Raw genomic sequence first — 17,303 nt, 5'->3', positions numbered from 1 at the left:
TTGACGGGGCGTGCATGAGAATCGGCTGGTACATCAACCGATTGCGCAGCATGGGACCGGCCGAGGTGTTGCACCGGCTGAGCGAGCAACGTCGAAGGATCGCGTCGCGCCGCCGCGATGATGGGTGGGAGCGCTATCCATCGCCGCAGTTGCACCCGGTGCTGCCGGGATTTCGCCACGCTGTGCTGGCAGCGACCGACGCTCAACGGCAAGCCATAGCGGCGGCCGCGCAAGAGACGCTTCAGGGCCGGTTTTCGGCACTCGGGCGGACATGGCCAAAGCGCGAGCCCGATGTTTTGTTTCCTGCTGAGCTTTGGCGTCTTGATCCGGTGACCGGCAGGCTTTGGCCTGGCTCCGAGGCTCATACTTTCGACATCGATTTTCGCCATGGCGGCGACCTTGGCGATATAAAATATGTCTGGGAAATCAACCGGCTGCAGCAATTGCCGCCACTGGCTGCACACCTGCTCCTCAGCGAGGACAATCGGTCCCGGAGGGCCATTGAGGTGGCAATCGGCAGTTGGCATTCCGCCAATCCGCCGTTCCGAGGCATTGGCTGGGCGTCCGGCATCGAGGTAGCGCTGCGAGCCATCAGCCTGATCGTCACCCTGGACCTCGTTGGCGACCGGCTTGACCCGACGACCCTGCGGAAAGCCGGTGAGATACTCGCGGCAAGCGCCTATTGGCTGCCGCGGTTTCCATCGCGATATTCCTCCGCCAACAACCATCTCGTCGCAGAATTGGCTGGCGAATATCTGGTCGGCCTGGCGCTCGGGGCCGAATCCGAAATCGCCCGCGGCGCCCTCCTGAATGAGACGCACAAGCAGATACTTGCCGACGGCGCCGGTGCCGAGCAAACGCCGACCTACGCAGCCTTCAGCGCCGAACTCATCTTGCTGTGCGCCGCCGCGGCACGCCAGGCGGGAACGCCGTTTCCCCCCGCTGTCGAAGCGCGTCTGGGTGCCTTCGCCAATTTCGTCGGCTGGCTGCCACTGAAAGCCGCCCGCTTCGGCGACGACGATGAGGGCCGCGTGCTGAAGCTGGGGGACGAGCCGAACTATATCCGATCCGTCGCGGCCGCCATCCAAAGCTTACTGGGGACGCCGGGCAACGCGCCGGGGCCCGACGACTTTCGTTCGCTTTTCTTTGGTGCGCCGTCGGGCCCGGCACCGGCGGTGCATGGCTTGCAGACATTCGCGCGAGGTGGGCTCTCCGTCTGGCGCGGAGCAATGAATGGCCGCGATGTCGAACTGACGTTCGACCATGGGCCGCTCGGCTATCTCTCGATAGCGGCGCACGGCCATGCCGACGCGCTGTCGCTCACCCTGTGCATCGACGGTGAGCCGGTGCTGGTCGATCCAGGCACCTGGCTCTACGGTTCGGGAGGCGCATGGCGCGACTGGTTCCGCTCCACGCCGGCGCACAACACGCTGAACATCGAGGGTAAAAACCAAAGCACCATCGCTGGGAATTTCAACTGGTCGCACAAGGCAGTTGCGACGCTGGTGGACAGCGAGCCTGGAACGCACTGGAGGCTGTGTGGCCGGCACGACGGGTATAGAAGCCGCTTCGGCGTCATGCATCAGCGCACTTTGGCGCGCCAGGCCGATGGCATCCTCATCACCGACCAACTGCTCAGCGGCAAGCATCAGTCCGAGATCGTCTTCCAACTGGCCGCCGGCCTCCATACCGACCGGCATGAAAACACGGTCACGGTGTTGCGCGGCGACGAGGCGCTATTGGCCATCCGCTTTCCTGATGCCGCGCTCGATATCCGCGCCGGCGGTGACATGCCGGGGCAAGGCGGTTGGGTTTCACTGCGTTTTGGCACCAGGCAGCAAGCCGAACGCCTCGCCTGGCACGGTGAAGTGGGCGAAGCCGGAATCCATATCCATCTTGCCCCAATTCACCCGCCGCAACGGCAAAAACCGGCGCCAACGTAGAGTTGCCGGGCGAGTTCCAGCCGTATTCGACATTAATTACGTTTGGACATTTAGCGGTTTCGTTACCGTTGATCTGCTAGTCTCGCATCATCCAGCCTGCTTTGCCCGCTGCGCCCGCAACAGCCACTGGTTGCAGGCGGCGTAGCAGGTGTGGCGGGGATTTCGTGCTTTGCAATTCGCCCCAGGAGCCGCTGCAACGATGTTTTCCGAATTTGCCAGAGCGATTGTGGAAAAGCTTTCGAACGTCAATCTGACCACGCTCGGCCTGCTTCTCCTCACCGCACTGGGCAGCGCGGTGATCGCCTACTGGCGAACTGCCGAACATAAATCCCTCAGGGATTTTTTCGACTTCGCCTTCCCGGCGGAAGTCATCCTGCATCCGTCGGCGCGAGCCGACGCCCTGTTCTGGATCACGAAACGGGCGATGATGCCCTTCCTGCTCATTCCTGCCGGCGTCACCTTCGTCGTCGCGGTGGGCTACGGCACACGCGAGGCAATCGGCTGGCTCCTTAACACCCACGCGCCGCTTCTCGGCGGCCCGGCGGGACCGATGACGATCGTCATCTTCACCGCAACCATGCTGGTCGCCTATGATATTTCATACTACCTCTACCACGTCGCCCAGCACCGTTTCCCGTTCCTGTGGGAATTGCACAAGGTGCATCATTCGGCCGAGGTGATGGTGGGGATCACCAAGGACCGGGTTCATCCGCTGGACGATCTGATGAACCGTATGTGGGATGGCGTCATCCCGGGCATCTGCTTCGGCATCTGGAGCCTCATTGCACTCGATCCGGTAGAGGTCGCTATCTTCGGCATCAACGTCTACGTCATCCGCAACATCCTGATGATGGATTTTGTTCGCCATACGCATCTCAAGGTCTCGTTCGGCCCGTTGAACAACATCATCCTGTGTCCGCACTGGCACCAGGTTCATCACAGCATCGACCCACGTCATTATGACAAGAATTTCGGCCTGCTTTTTTCGTTCTGGGATCGGCTGTTCGGAACGCAATTTGTCCCGGAGCCTGATGAAGACCTGAAATTTGGCCTGATCGATCGCGATGTGCGCGATTATCAGTCGCTCTTTGGGCTCTACATCCTGCCGCTCAAGAAGATGACAAGGCATGTCATGCGACTGTTTCACAGGCGGCCCAATGTGGTCGCGCAGCCACAGGACAGTTCTCCTTCATGAACACCGTTGTTTCCATCGACGTCCTAGGCGCGGAGCGTCTGGAAATCGTCCGTTCGGCGGATCGCCTGGCGGCGGTCGAAGCCGCTTGGATGGACCTTTGGCATCGTACCGACGGGCTGATCTTTCAAAGCCATGCCTGGATTTCGGCATGGTGGAGTACCGTACAACGCCGTGACCAGCGCGCGTTGCGGATCGGCCTGGTGTGGAAGGGCGAGAAACTCGTTGCCGTCGTTCCGCTGGCGATCGGCAGGCGCAGGGGGCTGCGGTTTCTCGAATGGGCGGCCGGCAGCTATACCGACTATGGAGATATTCTCGTTGCCCCGGACTGCTCGTTGTCGGCGCTGCAGGAGCTATGGAGCCAACTCTGCGATGCCGGTGGCTTCGATCTTGCCCTGATCAATCGTCTCTCACCGGATGCGGCGGCCCGCAAAATTTTCACGCCGGGAGCTTCCAGCGGCATCAGGCTTCGTCCGTTTCACCGAACGGAAGTCAGCTATCGCGTTGCCGGACAATGGGAAAGCGGAGCGGCATGGTTCGCGGAACAGTCGAAAAAGACGCGCCAGAACTATCGGCGCGGCATCAAAGCGCTGGAAGAAACCGGAGAGGTGAGATTTCGCCTGCTTGCCCCCGACGAGCCGCTGCAACCGGTACTGGAGCGCCTCGCGGCCTTGAAGCGGAAATGGCTGACCGAGCGTATGCGAGAGTCCGACCTCTTCGAAGACGGCGTGCCGGTACTCGCCGCGCTCGTCGACGCGCTGGCGCGCGCCGGCGTGCTGCATATCTTCGTCCTGGAATGCAATGGCATAATGGTCGCGGTGTCGATCAACTTCGTCCAGCACGACGTGATGATGGCCTTCGTGACGACCTTCGATCCGGATTTCGGCCGGGCGTCGCCGGGTGTGATCCTGTTGATGGATTACGTACAGTGGTCGATCGATCACGGCCTGGGCATGGTCGATTTCCTCTGTGGCGCAGAGTCGTTCAAACACAAATTCTCAACGCAGGCGGTTACGCTGGAATCCGTCATCGGGACGCGCACGGCACAGGGCGCGCTTGCATCCCTTGCCGATCGTGTCCTTCAGACCGTCAGGCACATGCGCGAGCGTTCATTGGCACCACCAGAGGGGCGCGATATCCCCGCCCAAGCCGAAGCAGCCTTGGACTAGCGGGACGCTGGCAAAAAAGCTCAAATGAAGCGCGGTATCGGACCGTTTTGCGGCGTGGTGCGGTCGCCGAGGTCGAGGAAGATTTCGTCGATGTAGCACCATCCCCAGCCTTCCGGCGGATCGTAGCCTTCGATGACGGGATGGCCGGTTGCCTGAAAATGCTTGGTGGCATGACGGTTGGGCGAGTCGTCGCAGCAGCCGACATGGCCGCATGTGCGGCAGAGCCGCAGATGCACCCACTGCGAACCGCTCTTCAGGCATTCCTCGCAGCCGAGCGCGCTCGGCGTCACGTCGCGAATGTCCCCGGCATGCCTGCATTCGTCCGCCATCATGCGCTCCTGGCCAGTTGAGGCGCCACGGCGAGACTGCCGCCTTGCGCGAGATATGCATGCAGCGCCGCAACCACCTGGGCACCTTCACCGACGGCAGCGGCGACGCGCTTGATCGAGCCAGCGCGCACGTCGCCGATGGCGAACACGCCGCTGCGGTTCGTCTCCAGCGCACCCGCTTGGCCAATGTCCGGCCCAGTGCGCACGAAGCCCTTCGCGTCCAACGCCAAGCCGCATTGCGCCAGCCAATCGGTGTTCGGATCGGCGCCGATGAACAGGAAGAGATGGTGGATCGGACGTGCTGTCTCCGTGTCGGGGTTGCGCCAGCGTACATTGCCAAGATTGCCGTCGTCGCCTTCCAGGGCCGTGATCTGCGTCTCAGCCAGCACCTCGATGTTCGGCTGTGCCCTGACGCGCTCCACCAGATAGCGCGACATGCTCGCATCCAGGCTGCTGCCGCGCGCCAGCAGCCATACCTTCTTCACATGCGCCGCCAGATAAACAGCAGCCTGGCCAGCCGAATTGCCGGCACCGACCAGGGCTACCTCTTGCCCGGCGCAAAGCCGCGCTTCGATCGGCGAAGCCCAGTAGTGCACGGAGGTTCCCTCGAATTGCGCCAGGTTTGCCATATCAAGGCGGCGATAGCGCGCTCCACTGGCGATCACCACCGACCGCGCCTGCACGGTCTCCCCGCCGCCGACGGTGAGCGTGTAGTGGGCACCGGACGTGTCGCTTGTACTGCCCAGCCGCTTCGCCTCGTCCGGTATCACCATTTCGACGCCGAATTTCTGCGCCTGATTGTAAGCGCGCGCCATCAGCGCCATTCCCGAAATGCCGGTCGGGAAGCCGAGATAGTTCTCGATGCGCGAGGAGGCGCCCGCCTGTCCACCAAAGGCACGGCAATCGAGCACGATCGTCGACAGCCCTTCGGAAGCCGCATAGACGGCCGCCGCGAGGCCGGCTGGTCCGGCGCCGACAATGGCCACGTCGTACAGCTTGTCGGCGTCGATCGGCCTCACCAGGCCGATGCAGCGGGCGAGCTCGTTCTCTCCGGGATTGAGCAGCAGCTTGCCGTTCGGGCAGAGCACGATCGGCAAATGGTGGATATCGACATGGAAGCGTTCGATCAGCGTCTTGGCGCAGGGATCGGTAGCGGAATCGAGAACCCGATGCGGCTGACCGCTGCGGGCTAGGAAACCTTGCAGCCGCAATACGTCACCGCTGTCGACCGGTCCGACAATGATCGGTCCGGCTGTGCCGCTCTCGAGCAGGCCGACACGGCGCAGGATCAGCGCCCGCATGATGCGCTCGCCGAGGTTTGCTTCCTGTACCATCAGGTCCCGCAGCCTTTGCGAGGCGATGACGAGCGCCTCGACCGGCTCGACCGCCTCCACATCCACCAGTGAGGGCCGGGCTGAAAGCTGCGCCAGCTCGCCGACGAAATTGCCCGCACCGTGCGTGACGATCGTTTCGCGCCGGCCGAAGCTGCCGCCCTGGATTATATCCACTTTGCCGGACAGGACCACGATCAGACCGGGCGCCAGCTCACCGGCTTTGACGATCTGTTCGCCTGCAGCATAGGACACGGCTTCGCCGAAACGGCCCATGCGGTCCAGGTCAGGTTCAGCCAGCGCGGGAAACATCTGATCGCGACGGGCAATGGAGATCGGATTGGCAGATTGAGACATGGTTCGAGCCTATCGCCGCTGTCCGACAGATTGAAGCGGTTTTTTGCGGGTTGCGGGCCGTAGGAACCTAACCCGCCTGTCGGTAAACGCTGCGCCCCTTCGCTTCGCATTTCACTGACAGCGGGCCGTGCGCCGGTGCCGTCGCGAGGTGCCTCACATTCCGTTGCATCTCCCTGATTTGTTTGATTTGCGTATTCCGGCAAACCCGACGCATGCTGCTTCGGCCGGCGCCTGTCTAAGCCGGCCAGGCCCGGCGCGCCGTCCTGTGTCAAACTCTCGGCCGCCGGGCTTCTGAACAGGAGAAACGGCCTGCGTCCGCTAGGCGGCTACCTGAAGCACGATCTTGCCGCGCGTATGCTGCTTCTCGAGCCGTTCCTCGGCTTTGGCGACGTCCTCGAGAGGATAGATTGCCTGCACGAACGGCCTGACCTTCCCGGCGTCGATGAGGCGGCTGATTTCGGCAAGCTGTGCTGCGTTCGGCTTGGTCAGATAGGAGACGCCGCGAGCCCGATGCTGGCGGGCCTTTTCCGCCGACGGTTCGGAAAGCGTTGAGACGAGCGTGCCGCCGGGTTTGAGCACGTCCCACGAGCGGTCCTGTGTTTCACCTGCTACTAGGTCGAAGACGAGGTTGACGTCCTCGACAACCTCCTCGAAGCGCTGGTTCTTGTAGTCGACCGCCTGGTCGGCGCCAAGCGCGCGGACGAAATTGAAATCCTGCGCGGAAACGGTCGTCGCGACGAAGGCGCCCGCAACCTTTGCAAACTGCACCGCCAGATGACCGACGCCGCCGGCGCCACCATGGATGAGGACCCGCTGCCCGGATTTGAGGCCGCCCTGATCGAAAAGGCCTTGCCACGCGGTAAGGCCCGCAAGCGGCACGGCGGCGGCTTCGGCGTGGTTTAAGCGTTGCGGCTTCGCCGCCGCCTCCGTTGCCTTGACGACGACATATTCGGCGTTGCCGCCGCGGTCGTTGCCGAGCATGGCATATAGCGGATCGCCCTTCTTCAGCGTATGGGCCCGCGTGCCGCACAGTTCCACCACGCCGGATACGTCACGGCCGAGCGTGACGGGCAGATCCGCGCCCGAAGAGCCCTCGCGAACCTTGTAGTCGACGGGATTGACGCTTGCCGCGTAGACCTTGAGCGTGACCTCGTCGTCATGCGGCTGAGGCAACGGAACCGTGTCCAGCGAAAGAGCCTCCGGTCCACCAAAATCGTGGATACGGACGGCCTTCATGGTAATCATGGCTTGCTCCTCGTCGGTTTGCGGTCCAGTTCGCCTCTGAACAGTTTCACCTTCACCGGCAGGCTGGCGTCTATCCGGCCGGCGGTTCGGTCGTGGCAAGGCCGGTCGACGGTGCGCCGTCAGTGTATCGTTTGCGAATGCTCGCCGCCGGGTTGCGAGATGCCGCTTAGCGCTTCACCGGCTGTCGCCGTCTCGCTGTTGGTGGCGAGGTCGCCCAGCGAAACGATGCCGACCAGGCGCTTGTCCCGATTAAGCACCGGCAACCGGCGCACTTTCAGATCAGCCATGTTGCGCAGAACATCCTCCGCGTCTTCGTCGTCGAAGCAATACCTGACCTCGGTGCTCATCACTTCCCGTACCTTGGCGTCAGGTGTCTTGCCTTGGGCGACGCCGCGGATTGCGATGTCGCGATCGGTTATCATGCCGACGAGCCGGTCGTTCTCGCCCACCGGCATCGCGCCGGCGTCGAGGCGACCCATCATTTCTGCCGCATCACGTAGGGTTTGCTGCGGACTGGCGATCTCGACGTCCTTTGTCATGCAGTTGCCAACTTTCATTTTAACCTCCGTTGGTTGCAGGCCCTGCCGCCGAATTCCGTGATGGAAGGGTGAATGAGCGCCAGCGCAAAACGTTCCATGGCAAGACCCGTTTCGAGCGCTCCGCCAAATCACCCTTGCCATCCTCCACTCCGACCGCCCTTCAGGCGGTCGGCCCGGGAAAAGTCGGTTCCGAAGGAATTTCGGAAGGGGTGCCAGGAGGAATCCCGATTGGCTCCTGGTCCGGCATTGGAATTGGATCCGGCGAGGGTGGGGGTACGCCTGGAGGTTCTCCCGGCGGAGTCTCCGGCGGGGCAGGCGGCCGGGCCGGCTCGGGATTGGGATTGTCCGGCAGTGGATTCGGGTTGTTCGGATCGGGATTGTCCATCGATCACTCCCTGACATCTGTGGCCTGATCTCCGCTCAGAGTGGGTTGTCGCAGCGGCGATCAGGCTCTCTTGTCCTAAACCAAGGGGAAGCAAAAGCGTTCCCGATTCCGACGCCAAGCGCGGTGCGAATCTATCGGGCGGTTCCCAGGCTGGCATACATTCCGTTGGTGCGGAATTGCGTCGGGTTGATGCCGTAGAGGCGGCGGAAGACCTTCGAAAAATAATTGGCATCCTCGAAGCCGCACATGATGGCGACTTCCTTGACCGGCAGGAAATCGGCCTTCGTCAGCAACTTCGCCGCGCGCTGCAGTCGCTGCTGCAGCACGAATTCGGCGGGCGGAAGACCTTCACTCTCGGCGAAGCAGCGCGAGAAATGCGCGCGGCTCAGGCCGCTGATCTCGGCGAGATCGGCAACGCGGAGCGGCCTGTCGAGATTGGCCTTGATGTGATCGATGACCGGTTGCATGGCGCTCTTGTCGTCGGTGACGGCATGCGAGCCGAAGACATCGTCGTAGAGCGCCATGGCGGCTTCATAGGCGACAGCCGAGGCGGCTCCGGGCGAGACCGCGCCTGTGATCAGGCGTACGCTGCAATCCGCGAGATGATCGATCGTCGAGGGCTTCAGCCGAAGCACCGGACCGACGGCGGCAAGGATCGACTTGTGAATGCGCAGTGCCTCCTCGCCGTTCATCGATATCCAGAAGAATTCCCAGCGTTCGCCCCTGGCCAGCCAGTAACGGTGGTTGTGCGGCACGAGAACCAGCAACGTATCGCCCCTTTGCAGACGGTAGTTCCGGTTCTCGTAGCGCAATCGGCCGATGCCGCTGATCGTGTGCTGGAGCACGGTAAACGGCGTCTGGCCGCGCCTGCGCCCATCCCAGTCGTAGACCTCGTTCTCGCGCACTTCATAGCCCGTGCTTGTCGGCATGGTGTGCAGGCGCTGGCGGCCGCGCGGCAGCGATACCGTCCTGCCCGCCGGCCCGGCGTCGATCAAGTTCCGCAGCACAAAATTACCCCTAAAAGCATAATCCTTCTCTGGTCGCGTGCTGAATTAGGCGCATAATCCCTCGAGAAAAGCAAAAGAAACCGCGGTCAAAGAGCGGACGGGAGGAAGCGCCGGAGTCCAGCCTGCACGCCATGGCAGGCGGGCCAGGCCTGTTTTCGCCGCCTTTGCCCTAACATTCGATCAGGTCGAGGTGAGACTGATGAGTTTCAAGATCGCTATCATCGGTGCGGGAAGCGTCGGCTTCACCAAGAAGCTCTTCACCGACATTTTGTGCGTTCCTGAATTCAGGGATGTCGAATTCGCGCTGACCGATCTCAGCGAGCGCAATCTCCAGATGATCAAGTCGATCCTCGACAGGGTCGTCGAATTTAACAGGCTGCCGACCAAGGTTACAGCAACGACCGACCGCCGTGCTGCCCTCGAGGGTGCCCGCTACGTCATCAGCTGCGTTCGCGTCGGCGGTCTCGAAGCCTATGCCGACGACATCCGCATTCCGCTGAAGTATGGCATCGACCAATGCGTCGGCGACACGATTTGCGCCGGCGGCATCCTCTACGGCCAGCGCAACATTCCGGTGATCCTCGATTTCTGCAAGGATATCCTCGAAGTCGCCGAGCCTGGGGCGAAATTCCTGAACTATGCCAACCCGATGGCCATGAACACCTGGGCGGCGATCGAATATGGCAAGGTCGATACCGTCGGCCTCTGCCACGGCGTCCAGCACGGCGCCGACCAGATCGCCGAAGTGCTCGGCGCCAAGTCGCGCACCGAACTCGATTACATCTGCTCCGGCATCAATCACCAGACCTGGTTCATCGACCTGCGTCTCAACGGCCGCAAGATCGGTAAGGACGAGCTGGTTGCCGCCTTCGAGGCGCATCCGGTCTATTCGCAACAGGAAAAGCTGCGCATCGACGTCCTGAAGCGGTTCGGCGTCTATTCGACCGAAAGCAACGGCCATCTTTCCGAATACCTGCCCTGGTACCGCAAGCGGCCGGACGAAATCACCCGCTGGATCGACATGTCCGACTGGATCCACGGCGAGACCGGCGGCTACCTTCGTTATTCGACCGAAACGCGCAACTGGTTCGAAACCGAATTCCCGCAATTTCTGGAATCCGCCGCGAGGCCGATCGATCCTGCCAAGCGCTCCAACGAGCATGCCAGCCATATTCTCGAGGCGCTGGAGACGAACCGCGTTTATCGCGGTCATTTCAACGTCAAGAACAATGGCATCATCGCCAACCTGCCGCAGGATGCGATCGTCGAGTCGCCCGGCTTCGTCGATCGCTTCGGTATCAACATGGTGGCCGGCATCACGCTGCCGGAGGGCTGCGCCGCCACTTGCATTTCCTCGATCAACGTCCAGCGCATGTCGGTTCATGCGGCAATCTCCGGCGATATCGACCTGCTGAAGCTCGCGGTCCTGCACGACCCACTGGTCGGCGCGGTTTCGACCCCGGAAGAGGTTTGGCAAATGGTGGACGAGATGGTCGTCGCCCAGGCCCGCTGGCTGCCGCAATATGCCGATGCGGTGCCGGCCGCGAAGGAACGGCTTTCGAAATCCAGGGTCAAGACCCGAGAATGGGCCGGTGCGGCACGGCGCGACGTCCGTTCGATCGAGGAATTGCGTGCGGAAAAAACGGCTCTCAAGCAGGCCGTCTGAATTTCATCGGGACGGATTGCGGTAAAGTTTCGGAGGGATTTTCGGCGCCGCACCGTCTGCATAGCGTTCGAGGAGAAATGGAGCGGCGTCAACGCGCTCCTGAACAACAGGGAGGAGAGACGATGAGGAATTTTCGAAACATTGGCATTATCGCAGGGCTGGCGCTTGGCGTCTCGGCCTCGGCGCTGAGCGCATATGCATCCGAGCCGACCGTGCCGCCGGTGCCCGCGCAATTTCCCGCCGAGGGAAAGATCAAATATGTCGCGCGCGACTCCATCCTGGAGTTCAAGGCACTTCCAGAATACCACGAACCCGATTGGGTCACCGACAAATACGTCAAGCCAGGCAAGCTGCCGCCGGTCAAGGACCGGCTCCCGAAGGAGCCGCTGGTCTTCAAGACCGGCAACATGCCGGACGGCGTCGGCGTCTACGGTGACACGATGCGCCATGTCATCGGCGGCCGGCCGGAGGGCTGGAACTACGGCGCGGGGCAGACGCAAGGCTGGGGCGGCATCGACATCGGCCTCTCCGAATGCCTTACGCGAACGGCCCCGCTTTTCCAGGTCGAAGCCAAGGACACCGAGCCGCTGCCGAACCTCGCCAGGGGCTGGGACTGGTCGAAGGACGGCCACACGCTGACGATGCATCTGGTCGAGGGCGCGAAATGGTCGGACGGCGTTCCGTTCAACGCCGACGATGTGATGTTCTACTGGGACGACGAGGTGATCGACCCCAATGTCTCGCCGCTGAACGGCGCCACGCAGGAGACCTTCGGCGTCGGCACGACGCTGAAGAAAATCGACGACTACACCGTCGAGTGGACCTTCAAGGACGCCTTTCCGAAGCAACACCTCTACGCCATGGCTTACGGCAAGTTCTGCCCCGGACCGTCGCACATCCTCAAGCCGCAGCATCCGAAATACTCGAAGAACACTTACGAGCAGTTCAAGAACGCGTTCCCGCCGGAATATATGAACATGCCCGTGATGGGTGCCTGGGTGCCGGTGGCATACCGCCCCGACGACATCATCGTCATGCGCCGTAATCCGTACTATTGGAAGGTCGACGAGAAGGGCAACCAACTGCCGTATCTCAATGAACTGCACTACAAATTATCGACCTGGGCCGACCGCGACGTTCAGGCGGTGTCGGGGGCGGCCGACATCTCCAATCTGGAGCAGCCGGAGAATTTCGTCGCCTCGCTGAAGCGGGCGGCGCAAAAGGACGCGCCGGCCCGGCTTGCCTTCGGTCCGCGGCTGATCGGCTATAATCTGCGGATGAACTTCTCCGCCAACGGCTGGGGCAATCCCGACGAGCGTGGGCAGGCGGTTCGCGAGCTGAACCGCAACGAGGATTTCCGCAAGGGCGTTACCATGGCGCTCGACCGCAAGGCGCTCGGCGACTCGCTGGTCAAGGGTCCGTTCACCGCCATCTATCCGGGCGGCTTCTCCTCGGGTACGAGCTTCTACGACCGGAAGTCGACGGTCTACTACCCCTTCGATCTCGAAGGCGCCAAGGCGGAACTCGCCAAGGCAGGCCTGAAGGACAGCGACGGCGACGGCTTCGTCAATTTTCCTGCCGGCACCGCCGGCGGAAAGAATGTCGAGATCGTGATGCTCGTCAACAATGACTACACCACCGACAAGAGCCTCGCGGAGGGCGTCGTCGGCCAGATGGAGAGGCTAGGTCTTCGCGTTGTCCTGAACGGGTTGAACGGCGTCCAGCGCGACGCGTCCATGTATTCTGGCCGTTTCGATTGGATGGTCAGGCGCAATGATGAGGAGCTCACCTCGGTCGTACAGAACACCGAGCAACTGGCGCCGATCGGCCCACGCACAAGCTGGAACCATCGCGCTCCGGAAAACGGCCAGGTCGATCTGATGCCGTTCGAGAAGGACCTCGTCGACATCGTCAACAAGTTCGTCTCGGCGCAGGACAACGACGAGCGCGCCAGCCTGATGAAGCAGTTCCAGAAGATCTCGACGCAACACGTCTATACCGTCGGGTTGACCGAATATCCCGGCGCGCTGATCATCAACAACCGCTTCTCCAATATCCCGCAGGGAACGCCGATCTTCATGTTCAACTGGGCCGAAGATTCGATCATTCGTGAAAGGGTCTGGGTCGCTGTCGACAAGCAGCAGAAATATGAACTGTTCCCCGAACAGCTTCCCGGAAAGCCCGGCGACAAGGGTCCGACGAACTGAGTTTCCTCCCCTGACTTGAAAATTCCCGGCCGCGCTGCTGGCGCGGCCGGGACAAAGCCAGCGGCAAGGGGATAATTGAAACCGAGCGAGGAGAGAAACGGCCGATGCTGCGATTTCTGCTTATGCGCATAGCATCCGCATTACCGGTTCTCGCCATTTTGAGCGTGGTTACCTTCGCGATCATCCAGGCCCCGCCGGGCAACTATGCCGACTACATCCGCTTGCAGCTCATCAACCAGGGTGGAGCCTCCTTTGCCGAGGCCGATGCGCAGGCGAAGGCTTATAGCGTGGAGCATGGCCTCGATAAGCCGGTTCCGCTCCAATACCTGAACTGGATCGCCGGCATCGTCACCCGCGGCGACTTCGGCTACAGCCTGTATTACAACAAGCCCGTCGCCGACGTGGTGGGCGAGCGGCTGCCGCGCACGCTGCTGCTTGCGCTTGTCTGCCATCTCTTGGCTTCGGTGCTGGGCATCGGCTTTGGCATCTGGGCGGCGACCAGACAGTACAGCTGGATCGACAGTACGCTGTCAGCGATTTCCTTCCTCGGCATGACGGTGCCGCGCTTCCTGATGGCGCTGATCATCGTCTACCTGCTGGTCTTCCAGTTCAATGTGTCCGAGATCGGCAGCTTCTTTTCGCCGCAATTTGGCGGGGCGCCGTGGTCCTGGGCGAAGTTCGTCGATCTCGTCCGGCATGTCTGGCCGGTTGTCGCCATCGCCACCTTTGGCGGGCTCGCCTACAACATGCGGGTGATGCGCGGCAATTTGCTCGACACGCTGAACGCGCAATATGTCGAAACCGCTCGCGCCAAGGGTCTCAGCGGTGGTGCGGTCGTGATGCGCCATGCGGTGCCCAATGCGCTGCATCCGCTGGTCATGTATCAGGGCGTGGTGCTGCCCTATATGCTGACCGGCGAGATCGAGACTGCGATCATCTTTGCCCTGCCGACCGTCGGCCCGGCGATCGTCGGTTCGATGGCGGTTGGCGACGTCTATGTCACGGCGACCTTCATGATGGTGCTGTCGGCGACGCTGATCGTCGGCAACATCATCGCCGACATGCTGCTCGTCATGCTCGATCCGCGTGTGCGCCAATATGCAGGGTCCTGAGATGCTTGTGTTCGAGCCCTCGCTGCCGCCACTTGCCGAGGAGCCGGCCAAGATCAAGCCGCGCGGCAATGAGAGCTACATCGCACTCGTCTGGCGCCGCCTGAAACGGTCCTGGACCGGCATGGCCGGGCTCATCCTGGTCGCGTTTCTGGTGCTGCTGGCGGTGTTTGCCGACTTCTTCGCACCGATGGATCCCAAGGTGACCGATGTCGGCTTCGCCCCGCCGCAGATGATGAGCTTCCATGACAAGGACGGCAACTTCGTGTTCCAGCCACGCGTCTATGCCCTGGCGGATTCGGAAGACCTCGACCCGGTTACCTTCCAACCCGTCGTCGGGCCGGACTACGACCATCCGCGGCTGCTCGGCTTCTTCGTCAAGGGAGCGGAGTACAGACTGCTCGGCCTGCTTCCCGCGAACCGGCACTTCTTCGGCTCGGCCGACGGCCAGCCGGTGCACTTCCTTGGCACCGACAAATTCGGCCGCGATGTGCTGGCTCGTGCGATTTATGGTTCGCGCATCTCGTTGATGATCGCATTGACCGTGGTTTTCATCGTCACCGTGATCGGCACGACGGTCGGCATGGTGTCGGGTTATTTCGGCGGCACATTCGATGTCTGGGTCCAGCGCTTCGTCGAACTGGTGCTCGCATTTCCGCAATTGCCGCTTTATCTGGCGCTAACGTCGCTGGTTCCGGTGACGGCGCCGACAAATGTCTTCCTGGCCTTCGTGATCGTCGTCATGTCGGCGCTTGGCTGGGCGCAGATGTCGCGCGAGGTGCGCGGCAAGACCCTGGCGCTGGCGCGAATCGACTACGTCCGTGCGGCGATGGCGGTCGGCGCCACGGATGGCCGCATCATCATGCAGCACATTTTCCCAAACGTGATGAGCCACGTGATCGTTGCCGTCACATTGGCGATCCCCAGTGTCGTCCTGCTCGAATCCTTCCTCGGTTTTCTCGGCTTCGCGGTGAAGCCGCCACTGATCTCCTGGGGGCTGATGCTGCAAGACACCGCCACCTATTCGGTCATTGGCACCTATCCCTGGATCCTCTCGCCGGTCGGCTTCGTGCTTGTCACCGTCTTCGCGTTCAACGCGCTTGGCGACGGACTGCGCGATGCAGTCGATCCTTATTGACGTGACATGATGCAACACGCGCTCGTCAAATCTTTCGCACCGCCTGTCCGGCTCGACCATGATGGACGTTCGGAAAACCCGGTCATCGATGCCCGCAACATCGCCGTCGATTTCAAGGTCGAGCACGGCATGGTGGAAGCGGTCAAGGACATCTCCTTCCAGCTCTATCGCGGCGAGACGATCGCCATTGTCGGCGAGTCCGGATCGGGCAAGTCGGTGACGGCGCGCACCGTCATGGGACTGTTGTCGAAGCGTGCGGTCGTGTCGCCGAAATCGACCGTCGAATACAATGGGGCGAACATCCTGAAATTTTCCGAGCGTGCCCGGCGCAAACTGCGCGGCGACCGCATCTCGATGATCTTCCAGGAACCGATGAGTTCGCTCAACCCGATCTACACGATCGGCAGCCAGATCGTCGAGGCGATACGGGTGCATCGCAAGATGAGCCGCAGGCAGGCCGAGGCAAGGGCGCTCGAGCTGCTGCAGCAGGTGCAAATTCCTGAGCCCCAGGCGCGGCTGAAGCAGTATCCGCACCAGCTTTCCGGCGGTCAGCGCCAGCGTGTGATGATCGCCATGGCGCTGGCCAACGATCCGGACGTGCTGATCGCCGATGAGCCGACGACGGCGCTCGACGTGACGGTTCAGGCGCAAATCCTCAATCTCATCCGCAACCTGCAGAAGAAACTGCGCATGGCGGTGATCCTGATCACGCACGACCTGACCGTGGTGCGGCAGTTCTCCGACTATGTCTACGTCATGCAGCATGGGGAGATGCGCGAGCACAATGTGACGGAGAAGCTGTTCGCCAATCCGCAGCATCCCTACACATGCCACCTGCTTGCCTCCGAGCCGCGCGGCCAGGCAAATCCGTTGCCGGAAGGCGCCGACGTCATTCTTGAGGCCAAGGGTGTGCGCGTCTCCTTCATGCTGCGGCACGGCACGTTCATGAAGCCGGATCTGCGCGAACTTGTCGCCGTCGACAGCCTCAGCCTGACCCTCCGGCGGCACGAGACGCTGGGCCTCGTCGGCGAATCCGGATCGGGCAAGACCACGTTCGGCGAGGCGTTGCTCAGGCTCAACACCACGGACAGCGGCGAGATCTATTTCGATGGCCAGCCGATCCATGGCTGTTCGCGGGCGCAGATGCGGCCGCTGCGGTCGCGCATGCAGGTCGTCTTCCAGGACCCGTTCTCGTCGCTCAACCCGCGCATGACGATCGGCCAGATCATCGAGGAAGGGCTTGTCGTCAACCGCATCGGCGCCACGAGGAACGATCGGATCGAGCGGGTGCGCGAGGCACTGATCAGCGCCGGCATGCCGGGCGATATCCTGTCGCGCTTCCCGCACGAGTTTTCCGGCGGCCAGCGCCAGCGTATTGCGATTGCCCGCGCCGTCGCGCTCGAACCGGAATTCATCGTACTCGACGAGCCGACATCGGCGCTGGATCTCTCGGTCCAGGCGCAGATCATCGAACTGCTGCGCAAGCTGCAGCGCGAACGGGGCCTGAGCTACATCTTCATCTCGCACGATCTCAAAGTCGTGCGGGCGCTGTGCCATCGCGTCATCGTCATGCAGCACGGCCGGATCGTCGAAGAGGGGCCTGTCGACGAAGTCCTGTCCCATCCCAAAACCGCTTACACCGAACGGCTGGTCAAAGCCGCTTTCGAGGTAGCCTGATTGTTATGC

13 protein-coding genes are annotated in these 17,303 nt (G+C 62.1%); 8 read left to right on the top strand and 5 right to left on the bottom strand.

Annotation, left to right across the window (positions count from 1 at the left end):
• Positions 1-14 precede the first annotated feature (14 nt).
• The 3 genes from NKG95_RS05950 (at position 15) to NKG95_RS05940 (ending at position 4,304) form a co-directional block, all read left to right on the top strand.
• Entirely contained in the window at positions 15-1,943 is a 1,929-nt protein-coding gene (locus tag NKG95_RS05950; protein ID WP_353040181.1) for a heparinase II/III family protein, read from the top strand.
• A gap of 199 nt (positions 1,944-2,142) precedes the next feature.
• A complete protein-coding gene (locus tag NKG95_RS05945) occupies positions 2,143-3,138 on the top strand; it encodes a sterol desaturase family protein (protein ID WP_352844698.1) in 996 nt (331 codons plus the stop codon).
• A complete protein-coding gene (locus tag NKG95_RS05940; protein WP_353040180.1) occupies positions 3,135-4,304 on the top strand; it encodes a GNAT family N-acetyltransferase in 1,170 nt (389 codons plus the stop codon). Before NKG95_RS05945 ends, NKG95_RS05940 begins: the two co-directional genes overlap by 4 nt.
• A 20-nt stretch (positions 4,305-4,324) precedes the next feature.
• On the opposite strand, the gene NKG95_RS05935 is transcribed toward NKG95_RS05940, so the two are convergent.
• The 5 genes from NKG95_RS05935 to NKG95_RS05915 form a co-directional block, all read right to left on the bottom strand.
• On the bottom strand, positions 4,325-4,636 hold the full coding sequence (locus NKG95_RS05935; protein WP_353040179.1) for a UBP-type zinc finger domain-containing protein: 312 nt from the start codon (positions 4,634-4,636) through the stop codon (positions 4,325-4,327).
• Complete coding sequence (locus NKG95_RS05930; protein WP_353040178.1) at positions 4,633-6,321, bottom strand: FAD-dependent oxidoreductase; 1,689 nt, start codon at positions 6,319-6,321, stop codon at positions 4,633-4,635. Before NKG95_RS05930 ends, NKG95_RS05935 begins: the two co-directional genes overlap by 4 nt.
• Before the next feature lie 318 nt (positions 6,322-6,639).
• Positions 6,640-7,566 (bottom strand): NADP-dependent oxidoreductase, encoded by a 927-nt coding sequence (locus NKG95_RS05925; RefSeq protein ID WP_353040177.1) that lies wholly within the window; start codon positions 7,564-7,566, stop codon positions 6,640-6,642.
• A gap of 119 nt (positions 7,567-7,685) precedes the next feature.
• A complete protein-coding gene (locus NKG95_RS05920) occupies positions 7,686-8,123 on the bottom strand; it encodes a CBS domain-containing protein (RefSeq protein WP_023720681.1) in 438 nt (145 codons plus the stop codon).
• Positions 8,124-8,621: 498 nt separating this feature from the next.
• On the bottom strand, positions 8,622-9,419 hold the full coding sequence (locus NKG95_RS05915; protein WP_084642854.1) for a helix-turn-helix domain-containing protein: 798 nt from the start codon (positions 9,417-9,419) through the stop codon (positions 8,622-8,624).
• Positions 9,420-9,696: 277 nt separating this feature from the next.
• Here NKG95_RS05915 and NKG95_RS05910 point away from each other — a divergent pair, with 277 nt between their 5' ends.
• From NKG95_RS05910 to NKG95_RS05890, 5 genes are all read left to right on the top strand, one after another.
• A complete protein-coding gene (locus NKG95_RS05910) occupies positions 9,697-11,163 on the top strand; it encodes an alpha-glucosidase/alpha-galactosidase (protein WP_352494473.1) in 1,467 nt (488 codons plus the stop codon).
• A 122-nt stretch (positions 11,164-11,285) separates the two neighbouring features.
• Complete coding sequence (locus NKG95_RS05905) at positions 11,286-13,370, top strand: ABC transporter substrate-binding protein (RefSeq protein WP_353040176.1); 2,085 nt, start codon at positions 11,286-11,288, stop codon at positions 13,368-13,370.
• Positions 13,371-13,474: 104 nt separating this feature from the next.
• Positions 13,475-14,482, top strand: a complete 1,008-nt coding sequence (locus NKG95_RS05900) for an ABC transporter permease (protein ID WP_031194486.1) — start codon at positions 13,475-13,477, stop codon at positions 14,480-14,482.
• Between the two features lies 1 nt (position 14,483).
• Complete coding sequence (locus NKG95_RS05895; RefSeq protein ID WP_353040175.1) at positions 14,484-15,617, top strand: ABC transporter permease; 1,134 nt, start codon at positions 14,484-14,486, stop codon at positions 15,615-15,617.
• A 9-nt stretch (positions 15,618-15,626) separates the two neighbouring features.
• Positions 15,627-17,294 (top strand): ABC transporter ATP-binding protein, encoded by a 1,668-nt coding sequence (locus NKG95_RS05890; RefSeq protein WP_352639489.1) that lies wholly within the window; start codon positions 15,627-15,629, stop codon positions 17,292-17,294.
• The last annotated feature ends 9 nt before the right edge of the window (positions 17,295-17,303 follow it).

The sequence above is a fragment of the Mesorhizobium sp. M1423 genome (assembly GCF_040317575.1).
GTDB lineage: Bacteria > Pseudomonadota > Alphaproteobacteria > Rhizobiales > Rhizobiaceae > Mesorhizobium.
This window is presented reverse-complemented; position numbering and strand designations above follow the sequence as displayed.

Bases quoted from the DNA above. Each gene is read 5' to 3' on its own strand.
- NKG95_RS05900 (WP_031194486.1), top strand. From the start codon at position 13,475: ATGCTGCGATTTCTGCTTATGCGCATAGCATCCGCATTACCGGTTCTC.
- NKG95_RS05925 (WP_353040177.1), bottom strand. From the start codon at position 7,566: ATGATTACCATGAAGGCCGTCCGTATCCACGATTTTGGTGGACCGGAG.
- NKG95_RS05920 (WP_023720681.1), bottom strand. From the start codon at position 8,123: ATGAAAGTTGGCAACTGCATGACAAAGGACGTCGAGATCGCCAGTCCG.
- NKG95_RS05910 (WP_352494473.1), top strand. From the start codon at position 9,697: ATGAGTTTCAAGATCGCTATCATCGGTGCGGGAAGCGTCGGCTTCACC.
- NKG95_RS05950 (WP_353040181.1), top strand. From the start codon at position 15: ATGAGAATCGGCTGGTACATCAACCGATTGCGCAGCATGGGACCGGCC.
- NKG95_RS05945 (WP_352844698.1), top strand. From the start codon at position 2,143: ATGTTTTCCGAATTTGCCAGAGCGATTGTGGAAAAGCTTTCGAACGTC.
- NKG95_RS05890 (WP_352639489.1), top strand. From the start codon at position 15,627: ATGCAACACGCGCTCGTCAAATCTTTCGCACCGCCTGTCCGGCTCGAC.
- NKG95_RS05895 (WP_353040175.1), top strand. From the start codon at position 14,484: ATGCTTGTGTTCGAGCCCTCGCTGCCGCCACTTGCCGAGGAGCCGGCC.
- NKG95_RS05915 (WP_084642854.1), bottom strand. From the start codon at position 9,419: ATGCCGACAAGCACGGGCTATGAAGTGCGCGAGAACGAGGTCTACGAC.
- NKG95_RS05905 (WP_353040176.1), top strand. From the start codon at position 11,286: ATGAGGAATTTTCGAAACATTGGCATTATCGCAGGGCTGGCGCTTGGC.
- NKG95_RS05935 (WP_353040179.1), bottom strand. From the start codon at position 4,636: ATGATGGCGGACGAATGCAGGCATGCCGGGGACATTCGCGACGTGACG.
- NKG95_RS05940 (WP_353040180.1), top strand. From the start codon at position 3,135: ATGAACACCGTTGTTTCCATCGACGTCCTAGGCGCGGAGCGTCTGGAA.
- NKG95_RS05930 (WP_353040178.1), bottom strand. From the start codon at position 6,321: ATGTCTCAATCTGCCAATCCGATCTCCATTGCCCGTCGCGATCAGATG.